A 20,323-nucleotide genomic window follows, 5' to 3' on the forward strand; every position below is an offset into this window, starting at 1 on the left:
ATTTCAAGACGTTCAAGGCCCGCGATTCTGTCGAATTGCGGGCCAGATATGGCGTGTTTTTCGGAACTCCTGCCTACCCCTGCTCGTTCAAGGGGCGCGATTTTGTCTGGTATGTGCTTTACGTTCAGGCGCGCCCTTGTGGCACAACCTCGTATCCCGGCTCCTCCGGCTCATCATCCGTCATTTCGGCAGGGAAGCCCGGGGCGGTGATATCCAGGCCGGTTGCCTCTTCCAGCCGCTTGATAATATTTGGTGAAAGCTCGCGTTCGCCATAGCGTGCGATACCATCGTTAAAGATGTTGATCATCACCGGGTTTATTTCCAGCGGCACCCCGGCGCGGTCGGCGACCTCCTGAAACAGACCGATATCCTTCTTCACCAGATCCATGGTGAAGGAAATATCGCGCGACCCGTTCAAGATGACCTGACTTTCGGTTTCGTGCACGAAGGACGTGCCGGACGAGATTTTGATCGCCTCATAGGTCGTGTTCAGATCCATCCCCGCAGCCTTTGCCGTAACCAGTGCTTCGGCGCAGGTGATCAGGTTGGCGGTGGCAAGATAATTGGTCATCACTTTCAGCACCGAGGCCGAGCCCAGTTCGCCGGTGTGCAAAACCCGACGACCCATTGTCGTCAGGAACGGCAGAATTCGTTCAAACGTTTCCCGGTCACAGCCCGCAAAGATCGAGATATTGCCCGTCGCGGCACGGTGGCACCCGCCAGAAACCGGGCAATCGACGGCCGCACCGCCGCGCGATATGACTTCGGCTCCCAGGCGTTTGACTTCGGCCTCGTCCGTGGTCGACATCTCCATCCAGATCTTGCCGGGGCCCACTTCGGGCAACATCTCCTGCATCACTGCATCCGATGCTGCCGGAGACGGCAGACAGGTGATCACCGCATCGCAATCGCGCATCAACTGGGCGGGCCCCTCAGCCGCCTTTGCACCTTTGGCGACAAACTCGGCCACCAGATCCGCGTTCAGGTCATGCACAGTCAGATCAATGCCGTTGCGCAAAAGGGATCCCGAAAGCTTGCCGCCTACGTTACCCAGACCGATAAATCCCACTTTCATATGACGCATCTCCAAGTTCGTCGTTTTCCCGTCATGCGACCACATACCGAACACATTCTTCATGCCGCCGAACGACGCCTACAGGTCGCTTTTTTCTCCTTGGCTTATTTGTTGCGCGCGAACCGCTTGACAAGCGGGTCAGCGGTGCCGCATGTCCCTGTCGTTGGTGTCGGCGACAGCCGATGAAAAGGGAATGCGTCAACGGTTCATCCGCCAAACGCAGCCGCCCCCGCGACCGTGACCGGAGAGGATGCCCAATGCCACTGGCCTGTGCCGGGAAGGCGGGACATCCGACAGAGCGACCGCTCTGGCATCCGCAAGCCGGGAGACCTGCCAACACCCGAAGTTGAAACCGGGCGGGGTGTTCCGGTGTCGGGTCCATGTGCAGACGTGGTGCCCGCATGAAACCCCGTCCCCCGCGAAGAGGATTTGGGGGGATGAGAGACATGAGCGAGAACGCACCGGTAGAGCTACTGGTCTGCACGACTTGCCGCCGGGGTCTGCCCGTCGAGGATGACGCTGAGCGACCCGGCACATTGTTGCACAAGGCCCTGGAACAGGCTGTCCTGCCGGATGGCATCATTCTGAAACCGGTCGAATGCCTTTCGAACTGTGATCAGGGCTGTTCCATCGTGCTTCGGGGCGGGCCGGATCGCTGGACCTTTGTTTACGAGAATCTGAACGAAATCGATCACGTCGATGTCATCATCGATGGCGCGACTAAGTATCTGGCCACAGGCGATGGTCTGGTGAAATGGCGCGACCGTCCTGAACATTTCCGCAAAAACTGCGCCTCGCGCATTCCCCCGATTGGAGCCTGAGATCATGTCGAACCTTGAAAAACTCCCCGTCACTGTGATCACCGGCTTTCTGGGCTCGGGCAAAACCACGCTGGTGCGCCATCTGATGCAGAACCCGCAGGGCAAGCGCCTTGCGATTGTTGTTAACGAGTTTGGCGATGTGGGTGTTGATGGCGACATCCTGAAGTCCTGCGCGATTCCGGAATGCCCTGCGGAAAACATCATGGAACTGGCAAACGGCTGCATCTGCTGCACCGTGGCCGACGATTTCATCCCGACCATCGAGGCGCTGATGGCGCTGGAACCGCGCCCGGATCACATTTTGATCGAAACATCCGGCCTTGCACTGCCCAAACCGCTGCTGAAAGCGTTTGATTGGCCTGATATCCGTTCGAAAATTACCGTTGATGGCGTTATTGCGCTGGCCGATGCGGAGGCCGTGGCCGCCGGTCGCTTTGCTCCGAACGTTGAAGCGGTGGATGCCCAACGGCTGGCTGATGACTCGATCGACCACGAAACACCCTTGTCCGAGGTGTTCGAGGATCAGATCTCGTGCGCGGATATCATCCTGCTGACCAAGCCCGATCTGGCAGGTCCCGAAGGTGTCGCGAAAGCTAAACAGATCATCGCCGCTGAGGCGCCGCGCCCGCTTCCCGTCGTCGAGGTTGCCGAGGGTGTCGTCGACGTACGCGTCGTGCTTGGCCTTGAGGCTGCCGCCGAAAATGACATGGACGCGCGCCCGTCACATCACGATGGCCATCACGATCATGAGCATGACGATTTCGAAAGCATCATCGTCGAGTTGCCGGAACAGACCGACCCGGCGGAACTGGTTGCCAGGATTGAACGTCTGGCAACTGAGCTGAATATCCTGCGCGTCAAAGGCTATGCCGCCGTCACTGGCAAACCGATGCGCCTGCTGGTTCAGGCTGTCGGCGCACGGGTTCGTCACCAATACGACCGCCCGTGGGAGCCCGGTGAAGAGCGCCGCTCGCGCCTGGTCGTCATTGCCGAACATGACGACATCAAAGAGGCTGAGATCCGTGATATCCTAGTGGGTGTGACCGAGGTTGCCGAGTAAGTCATGCACGTCGTCTTTCGCGAAAGCCACGGGCTCGAGGAAACCGAGACCCCAACCGATCTGGGCCAAAGCCCAGCCGATCTGGTTGTGCTGTCCTTTTCCGACAGTGACCTGGGCGCTTTCGCGGCGGGCTGGCATCGCGGCGGCGGACCTGAGGGGCGGATGCCAACCTTGCGACTGGCCAATCTTGCAGCATTGAAACACCCACTGTCCGTCGACACCTATGTTGAACAGACACTTGAAGGCGCAAAGGGCATCCTGATCCGTCTGATCGGTGGCGTGCCCTATTGGTCTTACGGGTTGCAACAGGTTCTGGCACTGGCACAGGCCAAAGGCATCGCGCTGGCCGTTTTACCGGCGGATGGGCGCGAAGACACTCGGTTGGATGAGTATTCGACCCTGCCCCTCTCGACCCTGCGGCGGCTGGCACATCTTTGTGATACCGGCGGAGAAGTCGCCGCGCAGGCCGCATTGGCCCAGATGGCGTTAGCAGCAGGGCTTTATGCCGGCCCGGTGATGGGCGCGAAAACCGTGCCCGAATGCGGTGCGTGGTGCCCGGAACAAGGTGTCATCCCGGTGGATTCCGCGTTCGAGAACGATGCTAAACGCATTCTCGTAACCTTCTACCGCGCTTATCTGACATCAGCAGACACAGCCCCGGTCGCGGCCCTGATCCGCAGCTTGCGCGCCCGCGGGCTCCAGGCGGTGGGTTTGTTCGCCCCGTCGCTCAAGGCCCCGGCCGCTGCCAACTGGCTCAGGGAACAGGTCGTTGCCCTGAGACCATCGGCCATCATCAACGCCACTTCATTCTCGGGAAAGGGCGCGTCTGGCACGTCGCCTTTGGACGCGGCGGATGTGCCGGTGTTTCAGGTCGCCCTCGCCACCTCGCGACGCAAGGCTTGGGCCGAGGCCGAACGCGGCCTGTCGCCTGCCGACCTCGCCATGCATGTGGTATTACCCGAAGTGGACGGGCGAATATCAGCAGGCATTGCCTCCTTCAAAGAGCCGGGCAAGCGCGATCCGCATCTGGAATACTCGCGTTTTGCGCATCGGGCCGAGCCGGACCGGATCGAGGCGATCATCGACCGGGTATCGGGCTGGCTCGCCCTGAATGACAAACCCAAGGCAGACCAGATCCCCGCGTTGGTACTGTCCACATATCCAGGCAAAGACTGGCAGATGGCCCATGCGGTCGGTCTCGACGCGTTGGCCTCAGCCGAAGCGATGCTGTCTGATCTTCACGGTGAAGGCTACGACATCACGGCTGCCGAACCGATTGCCGACACACTCTTGGACGCCCGGGTATCGTGGCCGCTTGAGGATTATCTGAGTGCACTCGCTGAATTGCCCGAGACCCTGCGCACCGATCTGCACACCGTATGGGGCGATCCCGAGCAAGACCCAATTTTCGCTCATGACGCGTTTCACTTCACGGCTTTGCGACGCGGCAAGGCACTGGTCGCACTGCAACCAGAACGCGGAACACCCGAGCTGCGCGATGACGACTATCACGACCTTTCGCGCACCCCGCGCCATAGCTATGTCGCCTTCTATTTGTGGCTGCGCAAAGGTCTTGGAGCGGATGCGCTGATCCATATCGGTGCGCATGGCACGCTGGAATGGCTGCCCGGCAAATCAGTCGCCCTATCGGCAAACTGTTGGCCCGAGGCACTGATCCGTGACCTGCCGGTGATCTACCCGTTCATCGTCAACGACCCGGGCGAGGCCGCGCAGGCCAAACGCCGGATCGGCGCGGTGACCCTGGGCCACATCCCGCCTCCCATGAAAGAAAGCGGAACGCCTGACCGGATGGTGCGGCTGGAAGCCCTGCTGGACGAATTTTCAAACGCGGACGGTCTTGACCCCAGACGCCGCGACCGGCTGCAGGAAGATATCCGGGAAGAAGCACAGGCCATTGGACTGGAGAACGATCTGGGTCTGGATCAGGCCACCAGCACCGCCGAAGCAATCACGCGCATTGACCGCTTTGTCTGCGATATCAAAGAAAGTCAGTTCGGCGACGGGCTGCACGTCTATGGGCGTGTACCGGACGTGACCGGCAGTTTCGACCCAGCCCCATCCGCCCATGCCGAACGCAAGGCCCTGATCAATGCGCTGGCCGGCAAGAGGATCGAGGCTGGCCCGTCCGGCTCGCCCTATCGGGGCCGCTTTGACGTGCTGCCGACCGGGCGAAACCTTTACACCACCGATCCGCGATCTGTGCCCACCCGCGCAGCTTACACGCAAGGCGTGAAACTGGCCGAGGAACTGGTACGGCGGCACTTGCAGGAGGAAGGTGATTACCCGAAAGGGCTGATTGTCGATCTGTGGGGATCGGCCACCATGCGCACTGCGGGCGAAGAATTCGCCATGGCCCTGCACCTGCTGGGTGTAAAGCCGGTTTGGGACAAGGGATCCGAGCGGGTTTCGGGTATCGAAGTTTTACCCATCACCGACCTGAGCCGCCCGCGTCTGGACGTCACCCTGCGGGTTTCGGGCTTGTTTCGCGATGTGTTCCCCACATTGTCAGCCCTTTATGGTCAGGCGGTTCGGGCTTTGTCAGAGCGTGATGAAGCGACCGACTGGAACCCCTATGCCGGTCACGCCCCGGCTACGCGGGTGTTTGGCCCGGCACCCGGCAGTTACGGCCTGAACATGACCCATCTGTCCGAGACCTATACGGACGAGGCGCGCGCCCAAGCCGGGGAGGCATGGCTTGAGGCCAGCTCGTACGCGCTGGAAGGTGAACACATCGCGCAGGACAAAGCGGGAATCACGGATCGTGTCGCCAATGCCGACAGTTTTGTTCACCTCCAGGATCTGACGGAAACTGACCTGCTGCTGGCCAACGACTATGCCACGCATGAAGCCGGTTTTGCCGCCGCCAAAAAGGTCGCTGGGGGCACCGCTCAGCTTTACCATCTGGACAACACCAACCCAGATAATCCGCGCGCCCGGACTCTGCCGGAAGAAATCAGCCGCGTCGTTCATGCCCGCGCTGCCAACCCCGGCTGGATTGCGGGGATGCAGCGCCATGGTTTTCGCGGCGCCGCCGAGATTGCTGCGACGCTGGATCACATGGCCTCTTTCGCGCATCTGTCCGGCACTGTCGCTCCGCATCTGTTTGATCTCTATCACGAAGCCACATTGGGTAATGAGGCCGTTGATACCTTTCTGCAAGAGACCAACCCGAAGGCCCATCAGGCCATGCAAGACAGGTTCCGTGCATTGCTGGAAGCGGGGCTTTGGAACACGCGCCGGAATTCGATCCGGGCCGATTTGGAGGGTTTGAGATGAGTGCACCTATCGTTCAAGGCTGGTGTCCCGGCGCGCATCGCCCGATGATGTCAGGCGACGGGCTGGTCGTGCGGGTCCGTCCGCGTCTGGCGCGACTGAATGCCAGGCAGGCTATTGGCTTGTGCGAACTGGCCGAACAGTTCGGCAACGGCACCATTGACCTGACCAATCGTGCCAACCTGCAGCTGCGCGGCGTGGATGAGCGCGACCACCAGCCGTTGCTTGTGGAGCTTGCGGCGCTGGACTTGCTTGATGCGGAACCCGGCATCGAAGTACGCCGCAATATTCTGGTCACTCCGCTCTATCAGGCGGGCGATTTGACCGCGCGGCTGACGCAGGAATTGATCGATCGACTGGCGGAACTGCCTGCTCTGCCCGCTAAGTTCGGTTTTGCCATAGATACAGGCCCGACGCGCCTGTTGGCCTCGGATTCCGCAGATATTCGTCTGGAACTGGGTGCTGACGGTCTGATCCTGCGCGCCGACGGCTGCAAAACCGGGCGGTGTGTGGCCGAAGGCGACGCCATCGACCACGTGATCGCGCTGGCCCGTTGGTTTGCCCAGACCTATACGGCCGAGACACGCCGCATGGCGCGGGTCGCCTACGCGCTGCCACAGGATTGGCAGGGATTTGCCCCCGGTCCTATCGGTGAAAAACTGCAACCCGGCCCCTGTGAACTGGGTTCTCTCTACGGCGCGGCATTCGGCTCGCTGCCTGCGCGCAAGCTTTGTGAACTGGTTGAAGCCGGCGGCGCTTCTGCCCTGCGTGTCACCCCGTGGCGGCTGATCCTGCTGGAAGGCGGGGCGGCGATACCCTCCCCGGATTTCGTCATGGACGGAGCCGATCCGATGATGACAACCGACGCCTGCCCCGGCGCGCCGTTCTGCCCGCAAGCGCAGGTGGAAACCCGCGACATCGCCCGTGCATTGGCTCGGCGCATTCACGGTCGTCTGCATGTCTCGGGCTGCGCCAAGGGGTGCGCCCATATGGGCCCGGCCGAGATCACAGTGGTCGGCAACAACGGGCGATTTGATCTTGTCAAACAGGGCTGCGCAGGGGATGAGCCCTGCCAACGCGGCCTCGACTCCGAAACACTCATGACCATGGACTTCACCTGATGCCCTACACTTACGAAACTGATGGCGCGGCGATCTACAAGGAAAGCTTTGCCACCATCCGGTCCGAGGCTGATCTGGCCCGCTTTGATACCGATGAAGAGCAGGTCGCCGTTCGGATGATCCACGCCGCCGGCATGGTCGGGCTGGAGGAGTTTGTACATTTCTCACCCGGATTTGTGCAGGCCGCACGCACGGCGCTGGAAAACGGCGCGGCGATCCTGTGTGACGCGCGCATGGTCAGCGAAGGTGTGACCCGCTTCCGTCTGCCTGCCGACAACCAGGTGATCTGCACCCTCCATGACGAACGCGTGCGCCCTCTGGCCACCAAGATGAGCAACACCCGTTCTGCCGCTGCGCTGGAATTCTGGCGTCCGCATCTGGAAGGTGCTCTGGTCGCCATTGGAAACGCGCCCACCGCGCTGTTTCACTTGCTGAACATGCTGGAAGACCCGGATTGCCCGCGCCCTGCTGCGATCATCGGCTGCCCGGTCGGATTTGTCGGAGCGGTGGAATCCAAAGACGCGTTGTGGCAGGCGCAACCCGTCCCCTCCTGCATTGTCAAAGGCCGTCTGGGTGGCAGCGCCATCACCGTTGCAGCCATCAACGCCATCGCAAGCCGGGCGGAATGAAAATGGGTACCATATACGGCGTGGGCCTTGGCCCCGGTGACCCTGATCTGATGAGTGTCCGGGCCGATCGCCTTCTACGCAACGCCAAACACGTGGCATTCTTTCGCAAACCGGGTCGCAGCGGTCAGGCCCGCAAAATCGTCAACGGGATGATCCCCGAAGGCGCGATTGAATTCCCGATGGAATACCCGGTGACCACCGAAATCCCGGTCACTGATCCGCGTTATAACGAGTTGCTGGCCGCGTTCTATGAAGAGTGCACAGCACACCTGAAGACGCTGTCGGAACAGGGTGAGGATGTGGTGGTACTGTGTGAGGGCGATCCGTTTTTCTACGGCTCGTTCATGCATCTTTACAATCGGTTGCGTGACGAAGCTCCGGTCGAGGTTGTACCAGCCATCACCGGTATGTCCGGTGCATGGACGGCCACCGGCGATCCGATCACCTGGGGGGATGATGTGCTGACCGTTCTGGTCGGCACCCTGCCCGAGGAGGTTCTAGCTGAACGCATGGCGAAGACAGATGCTTTGGTCGTGATGAAGATCGGGCGGAACATCGACAAGGTGAAACGCGCACTGAAAACCTCCGGGTTGTACGACCGCGCATGGATTGTCGAATACGCGCAAATGCCGAACCAGACGGTGACAAAACTGTCTGAGGCCTGCGAGAAGATCACCCCGTATTTCTCGATCATCGTTGTTCATGGTCAGGGACGCCGACCATGAGCGGCTGGGTCAAGATCGCAGGCCTTGGTCCGGGCAACGAAGCGCTGGTCACCCCCGAAGTTACAGCGGCTTTGGCCGACGCCACTGATGTGGTGGGCTATATCCCTTATGTGGCCCGCGTGGCCGACCGCCCCGGCCTGACCCTGCACGCCAGTGACAACCGGGTTGAAATCGACCGCTCGCAACACGCGCTGCAAATGGCCGCCGACGGCAGGCGGGTGGTTGTTGTGTCCTCGGGCGATCCCGGTGTGTTTGCTATGGCTGCAGCTGTGTTCGAAGCGTTGGAGAATGGCCCAACAGAATGGCGTGACATTCAGATAGATGTGCTGCCGGGGATCACCGCGATGCTGGCCGCATCTGCCCGCGCAGGCGCTCCGATGGGGCATGATTTCTGCGCCATCAACCTTAGCGACAACCTAAAGCCCTGGTCGCTGATCGAAAAACGCCTGCGCTTGGCTGCGCAGGCCGATTTCTCGATGGCATTCTACAACCCCCGCTCGAAGTCTCGCCCGGAAGGTCTTGTAAAGACATTGGAAATCCTGCGCGAAGAATGCGAGCCCGAGCGGGTGATCCTGTTTGCGCGCGCCGTGTCACGAGCGGATGAGGCGATCCGGATTTCCACACTGGCCGAGGCCACGCCCGAGATGGCGGATATGCAGACCGTGGTAATTGTCGGCTCGTCGCGCACTCGCGTCATCGAACGCAATGGCACGCCGATCGTCTATACGCCACGCTTCACCCCGGTCGAGGATCAGGGATGAGACAGCCAGTCCAGAACCTGTGCGACAGTCGAAAGCTCGGTCCGCTTGGGAAGCACCGGGCGGTCGATCATAAGCACTGGCAGGCCCAGCGCCCGCGCTGCGTCCAGCTTGGCGCGCGCGCCCGAGCCGCCCGCGTTCTTGGACACCACAAGTTGCGTCCTATGTTGCTGCATCAGTGCGCGGTCTTCGGCTTCTGCAAAAGGACCCCGGGCCACGACAATCTGCGCCAGAGGCAAGGGCAAGCTGTCGGGTTCGTCCACCAGACGCAGCAGGTAGTGGTGCTGGGGCTGGGCAGCAAAGTCTTCAAGATGCATACGTCCGACAGCCAGGAACACACGCTGAGGATCACCTGCAAGCGCATCGACGGCGGCAGGGATATCGGGCACGCGGTGCCAGACATCGCCGGGTTGCGGCTTCCACGCCGCGCGGGTCAAGGCGGCCAGTGGAACCTGAGTTGTGTGACACGCCTCAATCGCGTTCCGGCTCATCTGCGCCGCAAATGGATGGGTCGCATCCACGACATGGGTGATCGCGTTTTCACGGATGTAGTGGGCCAGACCTTCCGGGCCGCCAAACCCGCCAACTCGCACCGGCAACGGCTGCGGACGCGGGGTTTCCACCCGTCCCGCGTAAGAATACACAGCCGTAATCCCTTGTTCCGCAACAGCTTTGGCCAAAGCGTTGGCCTCGGTCGTGCCGCCAAGAATCAGGAGGTTGGGCATGTCTGAGTCTCCGTGGCTGACCGTTTTGGGATTGGGCGAAGATGGGCTTGATGGCCTGTCGCCTGCAAGCCGTCAAGTGCTGGACCGGGCCGAAGTGATCATGGGGCCGCCTCGTCACCTGTCGCTGCTGCCGGAAAACGAGGCTGAACGGGTCGAATGGCCGGTGCCGTTCTCGGACGGATTGCCGATCCTGAAAGGCCTGCGCGGACGGCAGACGGTGGTTCTGGCGTCAGGTGATCCGTTCTGGTTTGGCGCAGGGTCCGTCATCGCGCGTAACTTCGATGCCAAAGAGTGGACCGCCCTGCCCGGCCAGTCCACGTTTTCGCTGGCCGCCGCGCGGCTGGGCTGGCCTTTGGAAAGCACGCCGACGTTCGGCCTGCACGCTGCGCCTTTGACCCGATTGCGGCCGCATCTGGCCCCGGATCTTCATGCCATTGTGCTTTTGCGTGACGGCAAGGCGGTTGCTGAACTGGCGACATATCTGAGCGAAACCGGTTTTGCCGACAGCGCGTTGCATGTGATGCAGGCCCTCGGCGGCCCGCGGGAAAGCATCCAGACAGTGAGCCTGACCGAAGCTCTGCTGGGAACCTTCGATCATCCTGTCTGCGTCGGGTTGGAAGTGACCGGCACTGGGCAGGGACTGTCCAAGGCCTCGGGCAAGCCGGATGATCTATTTGAAACCGACGGCCAGATCACCAAACGCCCGATCCGGGCACTGACCCTGTCCGCACTGGCACCGCAGCGGGGCGAACATCTGTGGGACATTGGCGGTGGCACCGGCTCGATCAGTATTGAATGGCTGATGTGCGACCCGACCCTGACCGCCGCCAGTATCGAACCCCGCGCCGACAGGGCCGAACGCATTCGCCGCAATGCCGACGCGCTGGGGCAGGATCGGTTACAGGTTGTCCGCGGCACTGCACCCGAAGCGCTGGCCGGTTTGCCCCTGCCGGATGTGGTTTTCATCGGCGGTGGGCTAAGCGCCAGCCTGCTGGCGTGGCTTCGCGACGCCCTGCCCGCTGGCACACGGATGGTCGCCAACGCGGTAACGCTGGAGAGCGAAGCCTTGTTGGCGCGTTGGCACCAAGATCTGGGCGGAGACCTGTTGCGGATCGAACTGGCTCATTCTGCACCCCTCGGACCGCGGCGCGGCTGGAAATCTGCCTATCCGGTTGTCCAGTGGAGCGTGACGTTATGATCGTGGCAGGCTTGGGCTTCTCATCAGACGCGACGGCAGACAGTTTGCGCGCCGCCTATGACGCGGCAGCGGCCAGCCATGATGTCCAAGCTCTGGCGACGGTCGCTGACAAAAACGGCCACTCTGCGCTGGTGGCCTTTGCGGAAAGCCTTGCTCTTCCGCTGCATTTCGTGGCGGCTGCCGATTTGGCCGGACAACGAACCCTGACATGCTCGAACCGAAGCCGTGCCGCTTATGGCACCGGCAGCGTTGCCGAAGCATCGGCCCTTGCCGCCGCCGGGTCCGGCGCGCGACTGCTTTCACCCAGACATATTTCGGACGACCGGCTGGCCACCTGCGCCATCGCCATCGGAGGACAAACATGACCGTTCATTTCATCGGCGCCGGACCGGGCGCTGCAGACCTGTTGACATTGCGTGGGCGCGACATCATAGCCTCGTGCCCCGTGTGCCTTTATGCCGGATCGCTGGTGCCAGCGGAAATTCTGAGCCACTGCCCCAAAGACGCAAAAATCATCAACACTGCGCCCATGGATCTGGACCAGATCATGGCCGAGATCGAAGTCGCGCATAAAGCGGGTCAGGACGTGGCACGGCTGCATTCGGGCGATTTGTCAGTCTGGTCAGCGATGGGCGAACAAATCCGGCGCCTGAAAGAAGTGGGCATTCCGGTCAGCGTCACCCCTGGCGTACCATCCTTTGCCGCCGCCGCAGCGGCCCTGGGCACCGAACTAACCCTGCCGGGACTGGCGCAGTCGGTGGTTCTGACCAGAACGCCGGGGCGCGCGTCATCCATGCCCGAAGGTGAAACCCTGGTTAATTTTGCCCGTACCGGCGCGACACTGGCCATTCATCTGTCAATCGGCAATCTGGACAAGGTTATCGCAGACCTGACCCCGGCTTATGGTGCCGATTGCCCGGTGGCCGTTGTATATCGCGCAAGCTGGCCGGATGAACAGATCATCCGCGCAACGCTGGAAACCCTGAAAGGGTCGCTGGATGAAAGCATCTCGCGCACGGCTTTGATCATGGTTGGCCCTGCGTTGGCCGGTGAGGGTTTTGACGAAAGCTGTCTTTATTCCAGAGATTACGACCGCCGCTATCGCCCGCAAAGCGCCGACAGCCCTTGGTCAAGCTGGAGACATGGTGATGACTAACCCTCCGGGTATTCTGATTTCAGCACCCTCTTCGGGTACTGGCAAGACGACGGTCATGCTGGGCCTTTTGCGCGCGCTGGCCGAAGATGGCCTGACCGTGCAACCCTTTAAAAGCGGGCCGGATTATATCGATCCCGCCTTTCACCGGGCAGCTGCCGGGCGGGCTTCGTTCAATCTGGACAGCTGGGCGATGGCAGATCCCCTGCTCAGTGCAATTTCTGCTCAGGCCGAAGGCGCTGACATTGTGGTGGCCGAGGGCTCGATGGGTTTGTTCGACGGTGTCGCAAAGCCTGGCGAAGTTGGGCACGGTTCGAGCGCCGAGACCGCCCTGCACATGGGCTGGTCCGTTGTGCTTGTGCTGGATGTGGGCGGGCAGGCACAATCAGCGGCGGCAACGGCGCTGGGGTTCAGGATGTACAATCCCGATCTGCCCTTTGCCGGAGTGATCCTGAACCGATGCGCCAGCCCCCGCCACGAACGCCTGACCCGTCTGGGAATGGAGCGCGCGGGCCTGCCTGTTCTGGGCGTGCTGCCCCGCCGTGGTGATTTGACCCTGCCAGAGCGGCATCTGGGACTTATTCAGGCGGTCGAACACCCCGATCTGGAAAGCGCCATTGTAGGCTATGCTGCGTTTTTACGAGAACATGTGGACCTTGACGCAATCAAGCGGGCAGCTTCCTCAGGCCCCAGCGGACCTTCGTCAGCCGCACTGCCGCGGCCCCCGGCCCAGCGGATCGCGCTGGCCCGTGATGCCGCCTTTTCCTTTACCTATCCCCACCTTTTGCAAGGGTGGCACGATGCGGGTGCCGAGATCTTGCCTTTTTCACCCTTGGCAGACGAACCTCCGGCGGCGGATGCCGATCTGGTCTGGTTGCCCGGCGGGTATCCCGAATTGCACGCCGGAACATTGGCAGCGGCCACCACCTTTCTGAGTGGTTTGCGTAAACACGCGGAAACAAAACCGGTGCACGGAGAATGCGGCGGCTACATGGCGCTTGGTCAGGCGCTGATCGACAAGGACGGCTTACACCATGAAATGGCTGGTTTGCTGGGCCTTGTCACATCTTATCAGAAGCGCAAGTTCAACCTTGGTTATAGAAAGGCCGCCCTTCTGGCCCCTATGCCCGGCTTTGCCAAAGGATCGGCATTGCGCGGACACGAGTTCCATTATTCCTCGATCGTGGACCAACCGGACGCCCCATTGGCACGCGTGTTTGACGCCGAAGGGGAAGAAGGCCCGCAAACCGGATCACTGCGTGGCAATGTCACTGGCACGTTCTTTCACCTGATTGCGGAGGCGTCGGCATGAGCGGCTTTGTCTCTTTCGTCGGCTCTGGCCCCGGCGATCCGGAACTGCTGACGCTCAAGGCGGTGGACCGGATGCAAAAGGCCGACGCGATCTTGTTCGACGATCTCAGCAGCGGCCCGATCCTGAGCCATGCGCGCGACGATGCGGATCTGGTTGGTGTCGGAAAGCGGGCCGGTCGTCCGTCACCCAAGCAGGACCATGTCAGCCGGTTGCTGGTGGATTACGCGCAGTCCGGTCAGCATGTGGTGCGCCTAAAATCCGGCGACGGCGGTATGTTCGGACGGCTTGAGGAAGAGCTTGTCGCCCTGCGCGCAGCCGGTATCGCCTATGAGATCATTCCCGGCGTCCCCTCAGCAGTGGCAGCGGCAGCGGCCGCAGGCATTCCATTGACGCGCAGGCTTACGGCCCGACGGGTTCAGTTCGTGACCGGCCATGACGTCAGTGGTGAGCTGCCCGACGACCTGAACCTGAAGGCGCTGGCCGATCCACAGGCCACCACCGTCGTTTTCATGGGCAAACGCACCTTCCCCTTGCTCGTCGAAGCCCTGCACACTCAAGGATTGCCGTTGGATACTCCGGCGCTTATGGCCGAATCCGTCTCAACCCCCGACCAAAAACTGCAACGCGCCACGATTGGCGCGCTTGCAGAGCAGCTGAAAACCGAGATCGGCAAAGCACCGGCACTGATTCTTTACGGCCCGCTGGCGGAGTTCGACGATGATTGATCTGAGCCTGATCGGCATCGGCACCGGCAATCCGGATCATGTAACATTTCAGGGCGCGCAGACGATCCAGGCGGCAGATTTGATCCTGATTCCGCGCAAAGGGGAAAACAAGGCTGACCTGGCCGGGCTGCGTGAAGCGATCATCGAACGCGTCGCCGAAACACCGCCGCAAATCGCCTATTTCGATATTCCCCAACGCCGGGCCGACGATGGTTACCTGCGCGGTGTCGATGAATGGCACGACGCCATCGCCCTGCGCTGGCAAGCGGCCATTGCCGCTCATCCAGAGGCGCAGAATGTCGCGTTGCTGATCTGGGGGGATCCGTCCCTCTATGACAGCTCATTGCGCATCGCTGCCCGGTTGAACCCGCAACCCAATACCAATGTTATCCCCGGCATCACCGCGTTGCAGGCGCTGACCGCTGCCCATGCGATTCCGATCAATGATCTAGGCGCACCTTACGTTGTTACAACCGGTCGTCGTATCCGGGATGAAGGCTGGCCCGATGCGGCCTCGAACGTCGCGGTGATGCTGGACGGCGAATGCTCGTTCCAAACCCTTGATTTGGCAGATTATGACATCTGGTGGGGCGCCTATGTAGGTATGAAAGAAGAGGTTCTGATTAGTGGCCCGCTGGATGAGGTTGCGCAAAATATCCTTGAGACCCGGGCGAGGGCCCGCGCCGAACATGGCTGGATCATGGATATCTACCTGTTAAAGACGCGCCGGAAAAACCGCACGGGCACATGAACACGGGTTTGTGATGTCGCGGGACGGTAAGGTCTGGCACACAGGTTGCACCTCAATACAGGAGACGTGACAATGAAAGCCCTCATTCCCTTGCTCTGCCTGATCACTTTACCCGTTTGGGCACAAGACGGCCCAACCGGTTGGGCCGTGTTTCCTGCGGACAAGACCTACTCGGAACTGGTCGACGCAACCAAGGCTGCGATCAAGGACAACGGGCTGATTGTGGTTACGCAGGCTGGACCCACCAAGGCAGCTGCGGCGCGCGGAATCACCATTCCGGGCAATCTGGTTATTGGCGCGTTCAACAACGATTACGCGGTAAGGGTGCTGGAAACCTCTACCAATGCGATGATCGAAGCACCGATCCGTTTCTATGTCACCGAGAATGAGGACGGAACCGCAACCCTGTCTTACAAGACCCCCAGTTTCGTGTTTGACCCTTACATTGCGGAAGGCGGGCAAGCCTTGCAGGACATTGCCGCAGAACTTGATAAAACCTTTCAATCCGTTGCCGAAGACGCAGTCAAATAGTCACACTGACGTGATCCGCCTTGCGTCTGGTGGCGTCCTCCGCAATCTGCTTCGAAACGGTTATCTCGGAGCATGACTGATGCAGGACCCCACGCCGCGCGCCGCCGATCTTCTGGCCCAACGCCTGTATGAAGCGGGGTGCCGCCACGCCTTTGGAATGCCGGGGGGTGAGGTGCTGACACTGGTGGATGCGCTTGAAAAGGCGGGCATCACCTTTCATCTGACAAAACATGAAAACTCGGCCGGATTCATGGCCGAGGCCGTGCATCACCGCGACGGCGCGCCTGCGATTCTGGTCGCCACTTTGGGTCCGGGCGCGATGAACGGCATCAATGTGGTGGCCAATGCGTTGCAGGACCGTGTTCCGATGATCGTTCTGACCGGTTGCGTCGATGCGGACGAGGCGCTGACCTATACTCATCAGGTCATGGATCACAGCCAGGTTTACCGTTCCATCACCAAGGGCACGTTCACACTGACGGCCAAGGGCGCGGATATCGTCGCAGACAAGGCTGTGTCGCTTGCCACACAGCCGCGACCGGGCCCGGTCCATATCGATGTTCCGATCTCGGTCGCCGATACGCCAGTGACGGGTGTGAAACGCCGCCGTCTGGCCAAGGTCGCGCCTGTCAGTCCCAATGGTGAATGCCTTGAAAAAGCCCGGCGCTGGGTGGCTGAGGCCGAGCGCCCAATCGCCATTATTGGTCTCGATGTCCTCTATGACGACTCGCGCAGTGTGGTGCAGGCGTTTTTGGAACATTTCGGAATTCCATTTGTGACCACCTACAAGGCCAAGGGTGTTGTTCCCGAAGATCACCCATTGTGTTTGGGCGGCGCTGGCCTGTCGCCTTTGGCAGACAAGCACCTTGTCCCATTGGTCGAACAAGCCGATCTGGTGCTGTGTCTGGGGTATGACCCGATCGAAATGCGCCCCGGCTGGCGCGAAATCTGGGACCCCGAAGAAAAGCGCGTCATCGACATATCAGCGGTGATCAATGACCACTACATGCATCAGGCGGGTCTTAATCTGGTGGCCGACACGGGCGAGACGCTTGAGGCCATTGCCAAGGGAAACCCCGCCCGCACGACATGGCCGGGTGGTGAGCCCGCGCAGGTCAAAACCGCACTGGCATTGGCCTTTCCCACCGATGAGGACTGGGGACCCGCCGCTGTCATCGCCGAAACGCGCACGACCCTGCCCCCCGAAACACTCGCAACCGCTGACAGCGGCGCGCATCGCATTCTGCTGAGCCAGATGTGGGAATGCAGCGAAGAACGTGGGCTGATCCAATCCTCGGCGCTCTGCACCATGGGCTGTGCTGTCCCAATGGCCATTGGTCTGAAACTGGCCGAGCCCGACCGCCCGGTGATCAGCTTTTCGGGTGATGCCGGGCTTCTGATGGTCGCCGGGGAATTGTCGACGGCAGCTGAAATGGGCGGCAATCCGATCTTTCTTGTCTTCGTAGATGCCAGCCTTGCCCTTATCGAGTTGAAACAGCGGCAGCGGCAGATGGGCAAGAATGGCGTGGATTTCGGCCACCATGACTTCGCCGCCATGGGCCGTGCATTTGGTGGGAACGGCCACACTGTCCGCAACCGGGCAGAGTTGCGTGCAGCACTTGAAGCTGCTGTAAAGGCCGAGACATTTACCGTCATCGCCGCTGAAATCGACCGTGGAGGATACGATGGCCGCATCTGAGGGCCCGCTGAAGGGCGTCAAAGTTCTGGACCTCAGCCGAATTCTGGCCGGGCCAACCTGCACGCAGTTGCTGGGTGATCTGGGCGCAAGTGTCATCAAGATCGAGAACCCTGCCACCGGGGGCGACGACACGCGGCAATGGGGTCCGCCCTATGTCACCGATGCCGATGGCAACCGTTCGGACCTGAGCGCCTATTTCATGTCAGCGAACCGAAACAAGAAATCTGTGGCCCTGGATATCGCAACCGAGAAAGGTCAGGCGGAAGTACGGCGGCTGGCCTCACACGCGGATATTCTGATTGAGAATTTCAAACCCGGCGGTCTCGCGAAATACGGGCTGGACTATGCCACCCTGTCGCAGGAATTCCCTAGCCTCGTTTACTGCTCGATCTCGGGCTACGGCCAAACCGGGCCAAATGCCAGCAAACCCGGCTATGACCTGATGGCACAGGGCTATGGCGGGATCATGTCCCTGACCGGCGACCCGGAAGGCGCGCCGATGAAAGTGGGGGTCGGCATCGCTGATGTGATGTGCGGAATGTATGCAAGCGTTGGCATTCTGGCCGCGCTGCGCCACCGCGACCTGACCGGTGAAGGTCAGCAGGTCGATCTGGCACTTGTTGATTCTCAGATCGCATGGCTGATCAACGAGGGCGTCAATTACCTGACTTCTGGCAACGTTCCGCAGCGCCGTGGAAACGGGCACCCCAACATCGTGCCTTATGACGTTTACGAGACATCCGATGGGCATGTCATTCTGGCGGTTGGAAATGATGGCCAGTTCAGAAAGCTGTGCGGTTTCCTGGGACAACCCGAACTTGCCGACAACCCCAGATTCGTGACCAACCCGGCGCGACTGGAACACCGTGATGCGCTAAACGCCATTCTACGGCCCGCTGTCCAAGGTCTGGATACACGATCAGTAATTTCCGGTCTTGAAGCCGTGAAAGTGCCCGTAGGACCGGTCCAGACGCTGGATCAGGTTTTTGATACGGAACAGGTGGCAGCACGAAAAATGCAGATTTCGATGCAGGCCCAGCCCGGTATCGTGAACCTGATCGGGAATCCCCTGAACTTGTCACGCACGCCTGTAACATATCGCAGCGCGCCACCCACCTGCGGGGCCGATACTGACTGGGTGTTAAGCGCTGAAAACCCGTTCGACGATTGAAACACTTGCACAACTAGGCGGCAAGTTGCTGAAACATGCCTTTGAATCGGCGGATTTTTTCGACTTTCTTACACACGACATTTCACCAATTCGAGAGCGGGGTCGATACTGATACGCCGCTCTCGCACACTCTGTTACATCAAACAGTGTCAAATACCGCAATCAGATTGGACCCAAGTATGAAACAAGACGTTTTTGGACAGATGAACACCTTGGCGCAGCCGGAAGCTGTCGAAGCCTGGAATGGTGTTCTGCTTGGGTTTATGGCGCATGCCGCGGCTACACCCCAACATCTGGGCAAAGTGTTGGAGCTTGAGCCCGATTTTGCTTTGGGTCATGCCGTGAAAGGCCTGTTCATGGCCCTTCTCGGTCGGCGTGAGATGATGGCGGTTGCAGTCGAGGCTTTGGCGGCTGCCAATGCTGCGATGAGCCGGCAGCCCGTCTCGGCGCGCGAGCGGCTGTTTGTCGATGCATTGGGGCTGTATCTGGCGGGACACCTGACACAGGCGGTGCAAAAGTTCGAAGCGGTTCTGCGCGATCACCCACAGGATACGTTGGCGATGAAACTCAGCCATGCGACCCGTTTCGTTCTGGGGGATCCGGATGGAATGCGCCGTTCGATCGAACGGGTAATGCCAGCATATGAACCCGATCACCCCGGTCGCGGCTATCTGCTGGGCTGCCATTCCTTCGCGCTAGAAGAAACCGGAGCCTACGAAAAGGCCGAAATTGCAGGACGTCAGGCGCTTTGGATGGTGTCCGACGATGCCTGGGGTCTGCACGCGGTGGCCCATGTCCATGAAATGACCGGCAACGCGCAGCTGGGCCTTGACTGGCTGGCCGGACGCGAGGCGGCCTGGGCCCATTGCAACAACTTCCGCTATCACGTCTGGTGGCATAAGGCTCTGATGCATCTGGATCTGGGTCAGATTGATCAGGTGATGGATCTGTATGACAACCACGTCCGCAAGGACAAAACCGACGATTACCGCGACATCTCGAACGGAACTTCGCTGCTGATGCGGCTTGAACTTGAAGGCGTAAATGTCGGAAATCGCTGGGAAGAACTGGCTGACCTGAGTGCTGCGCGCACCGAAGACGGCTGCCTGATCTTCGCCGATCTGCACTATCTACTGGCGCTGACCGGTGACAACCGCGCCGACGCCACCGCCAAGATGCTGACCCGCATGAACAAGGATGCAGCGCGTGCCAATGACGACACCACCCGCCGTATGGCCGATCCCGGTGTCGCGGCCGCCATGGGCCTTGAAGCCTTTGGTGACGGCCATTATGGCACGGCATTTGATCACCTGTTGGCGGCGCGCGGTTCAATGCAACTGGCCGGTGGAAGCCATGCACAACGTGATGTATTTGAACGCATTACCATCGACTCGGGTCTGCGTGCCGGGCGTCTGGATGCCGTCGAACGTATTCTGGATGACCGCCGTGCTAAACGCGCCGGCGGTGAAGACAATTATGCCATTGCGCGCCGCGCCCTGATTGATGCGGCGCGCGACGGCGGAGACATGCAAAGCGTCCCCGCCGAGTAACAAGACGACCAAGAAGGACAGAGAC

The 20,323-nt window shown here is 60.7% G+C and carries 19 protein-coding genes and 1 riboswitch; of the genes, 17 read left to right on the forward strand and 2 right to left on the reverse strand.

Annotated features, from left to right (window positions below):
* Positions 1 to 124: 124 nt before the first annotated feature.
* Entirely contained in the window at positions 125 to 1,120 is a 996-nt protein-coding gene (locus tag ACR0BK_RS04190) for an NAD(P)-dependent oxidoreductase (protein ID WP_480517776.1), read from the reverse strand.
* Between the two features lie 102 nt (positions 1,121 to 1,222).
* Positions 1,223 to 1,427, forward strand: a riboswitch (cobalamin riboswitch).
* A gap of 94 nt (positions 1,428 to 1,521) precedes the next feature.
* On the opposite strand from ACR0BK_RS04190, the gene ACR0BK_RS04195 reads away from it, so the two are divergent.
* Genes ACR0BK_RS04195 through cobJ form a run of 7 tightly spaced genes read left to right on the forward strand, consistent with a single transcriptional unit; the run spans position 1,522 to position 9,486 of the window.
* Positions 1,522 to 1,896 carry a DUF1636 family protein gene (locus ACR0BK_RS04195; RefSeq protein WP_480504576.1) on the forward strand — a complete coding sequence of 125 codons (375 nt, stop codon included), beginning with the start codon at positions 1,522 to 1,524 and terminating at the stop codon, positions 1,894 to 1,896.
* A gap of 4 nt (positions 1,897 to 1,900) precedes the next feature.
* Positions 1,901 to 2,956 carry a cobalamin biosynthesis protein CobW gene (cobW, locus tag ACR0BK_RS04200; RefSeq protein ID WP_480553843.1) on the forward strand — a complete coding sequence of 352 codons (1,056 nt, stop codon included), beginning with the start codon at positions 1,901 to 1,903 and terminating at the stop codon, positions 2,954 to 2,956.
* 3 nt (positions 2,957 to 2,959) lie between these two features.
* Positions 2,960 to 6,253 carry a cobaltochelatase subunit CobN gene (gene cobN, locus ACR0BK_RS04205; RefSeq protein ID WP_480553844.1) on the forward strand — a complete coding sequence of 1,098 codons (3,294 nt, stop codon included), beginning with the start codon at positions 2,960 to 2,962 and terminating at the stop codon, positions 6,251 to 6,253.
* Positions 6,250 to 7,371: a cobalamin biosynthesis protein CobG gene (locus ACR0BK_RS04210; protein ID WP_480553845.1), complete on the forward strand. Its 1,122-nt coding sequence runs from the start codon at positions 6,250 to 6,252 to the stop codon at positions 7,369 to 7,371. The genes cobN and ACR0BK_RS04210 overlap by 4 nt, the downstream gene beginning before the upstream one ends.
* Positions 7,371 to 8,000 carry a precorrin-8X methylmutase gene (locus ACR0BK_RS04215; RefSeq protein WP_480473498.1) on the forward strand — a complete coding sequence of 210 codons (630 nt, stop codon included), beginning with the start codon at positions 7,371 to 7,373 and terminating at the stop codon, positions 7,998 to 8,000. The genes ACR0BK_RS04210 and ACR0BK_RS04215 overlap by 1 nt, the downstream gene beginning before the upstream one ends.
* Positions 7,997 to 8,725, forward strand: a complete 729-nt coding sequence (locus ACR0BK_RS04220) for a precorrin-2 C(20)-methyltransferase (RefSeq protein ID WP_480473500.1) — start codon at positions 7,997 to 7,999, stop codon at positions 8,723 to 8,725. Before ACR0BK_RS04215 ends, ACR0BK_RS04220 begins: the two co-directional genes overlap by 4 nt.
* The gene (gene cobJ, locus ACR0BK_RS04225; protein WP_480553846.1) at positions 8,722 to 9,486 is read left to right on the forward strand and encodes a precorrin-3B C(17)-methyltransferase; all 765 of its coding nucleotides are present in this window, start codon (positions 8,722 to 8,724) and stop codon (positions 9,484 to 9,486) included. Before ACR0BK_RS04220 ends, cobJ begins: the two co-directional genes overlap by 4 nt.
* Here cobJ and ACR0BK_RS04230 read toward each other — a convergent pair.
* Positions 9,477 to 10,208: a cobalt-precorrin-6A reductase gene (locus tag ACR0BK_RS04230; protein ID WP_480553847.1), complete on the reverse strand. Its 732-nt coding sequence runs from the start codon at positions 10,206 to 10,208 to the stop codon at positions 9,477 to 9,479. The two genes, cobJ and ACR0BK_RS04230, sit on opposite strands and share 10 nt — an antisense overlap.
* Between ACR0BK_RS04230 and cbiE the strand changes: the two genes are divergently transcribed.
* The 10 genes from cbiE (at position 10,207) to ACR0BK_RS04280 (ending at position 20,298) form a co-directional block, all read left to right on the forward strand.
* Entirely contained in the window at positions 10,207 to 11,406 is a 1,200-nt protein-coding gene (gene cbiE / locus ACR0BK_RS04235) for a precorrin-6y C5,15-methyltransferase (decarboxylating) subunit CbiE (RefSeq protein WP_480553848.1), read from the forward strand. The genes ACR0BK_RS04230 and cbiE overlap by 2 nt on opposite strands.
* Entirely contained in the window at positions 11,403 to 11,771 is a 369-nt protein-coding gene (locus ACR0BK_RS04240) for a cobalamin biosynthesis protein (protein WP_480476793.1), read from the forward strand. The genes cbiE and ACR0BK_RS04240 overlap by 4 nt, the downstream gene beginning before the upstream one ends.
* Positions 11,768 to 12,562 carry a precorrin-4 C(11)-methyltransferase gene (gene cobM / locus ACR0BK_RS04245; RefSeq protein WP_480517632.1) on the forward strand — a complete coding sequence of 265 codons (795 nt, stop codon included), beginning with the start codon at positions 11,768 to 11,770 and terminating at the stop codon, positions 12,560 to 12,562. The genes ACR0BK_RS04240 and cobM overlap by 4 nt, the downstream gene beginning before the upstream one ends.
* Positions 12,549 to 13,871, forward strand: a complete 1,323-nt coding sequence (locus ACR0BK_RS04250; RefSeq protein ID WP_480553849.1) for a cobyrinic acid a,c-diamide synthase CobB — start codon at positions 12,549 to 12,551, stop codon at positions 13,869 to 13,871. Before cobM ends, ACR0BK_RS04250 begins: the two co-directional genes overlap by 14 nt.
* The gene (gene cobA, locus ACR0BK_RS04255; protein WP_480553850.1) at positions 13,868 to 14,596 is read left to right on the forward strand and encodes a uroporphyrinogen-III C-methyltransferase; all 729 of its coding nucleotides are present in this window, start codon (positions 13,868 to 13,870) and stop codon (positions 14,594 to 14,596) included. Before ACR0BK_RS04250 ends, cobA begins: the two co-directional genes overlap by 4 nt.
* Positions 14,589 to 15,347 carry a precorrin-6A synthase (deacetylating) gene (gene cobF, locus ACR0BK_RS04260; RefSeq protein ID WP_480553851.1) on the forward strand — a complete coding sequence of 253 codons (759 nt, stop codon included), beginning with the start codon at positions 14,589 to 14,591 and terminating at the stop codon, positions 15,345 to 15,347. The genes cobA and cobF overlap by 8 nt, the downstream gene beginning before the upstream one ends.
* 72 nt (positions 15,348 to 15,419) lie before the next feature.
* Positions 15,420 to 15,878, forward strand: coding sequence for a DUF302 domain-containing protein (locus tag ACR0BK_RS04265; protein WP_480553852.1), 459 nt, complete (start codon positions 15,420 to 15,422; stop codon positions 15,876 to 15,878).
* 79 nt (positions 15,879 to 15,957) lie between these two features.
* A complete protein-coding gene (locus ACR0BK_RS04270) occupies positions 15,958 to 17,577 on the forward strand; it encodes a thiamine pyrophosphate-binding protein (RefSeq protein ID WP_480553853.1) in 1,620 nt (539 codons plus the stop codon).
* Entirely contained in the window at positions 17,564 to 18,748 is a 1,185-nt protein-coding gene (locus ACR0BK_RS04275; protein WP_480517644.1) for a CaiB/BaiF CoA transferase family protein, read from the forward strand. The genes ACR0BK_RS04270 and ACR0BK_RS04275 overlap by 14 nt, the downstream gene beginning before the upstream one ends.
* 179 nt (positions 18,749 to 18,927) lie before the next feature.
* Positions 18,928 to 20,298, forward strand: coding sequence for a tetratricopeptide repeat protein (locus ACR0BK_RS04280; RefSeq protein WP_480517646.1), 1,371 nt, complete (start codon positions 18,928 to 18,930; stop codon positions 20,296 to 20,298).
* The last annotated feature ends 25 nt before the right edge of the window (positions 20,299 to 20,323 follow it).

This window comes from Ruegeria sp. AF1, from assembly GCF_056542125.1.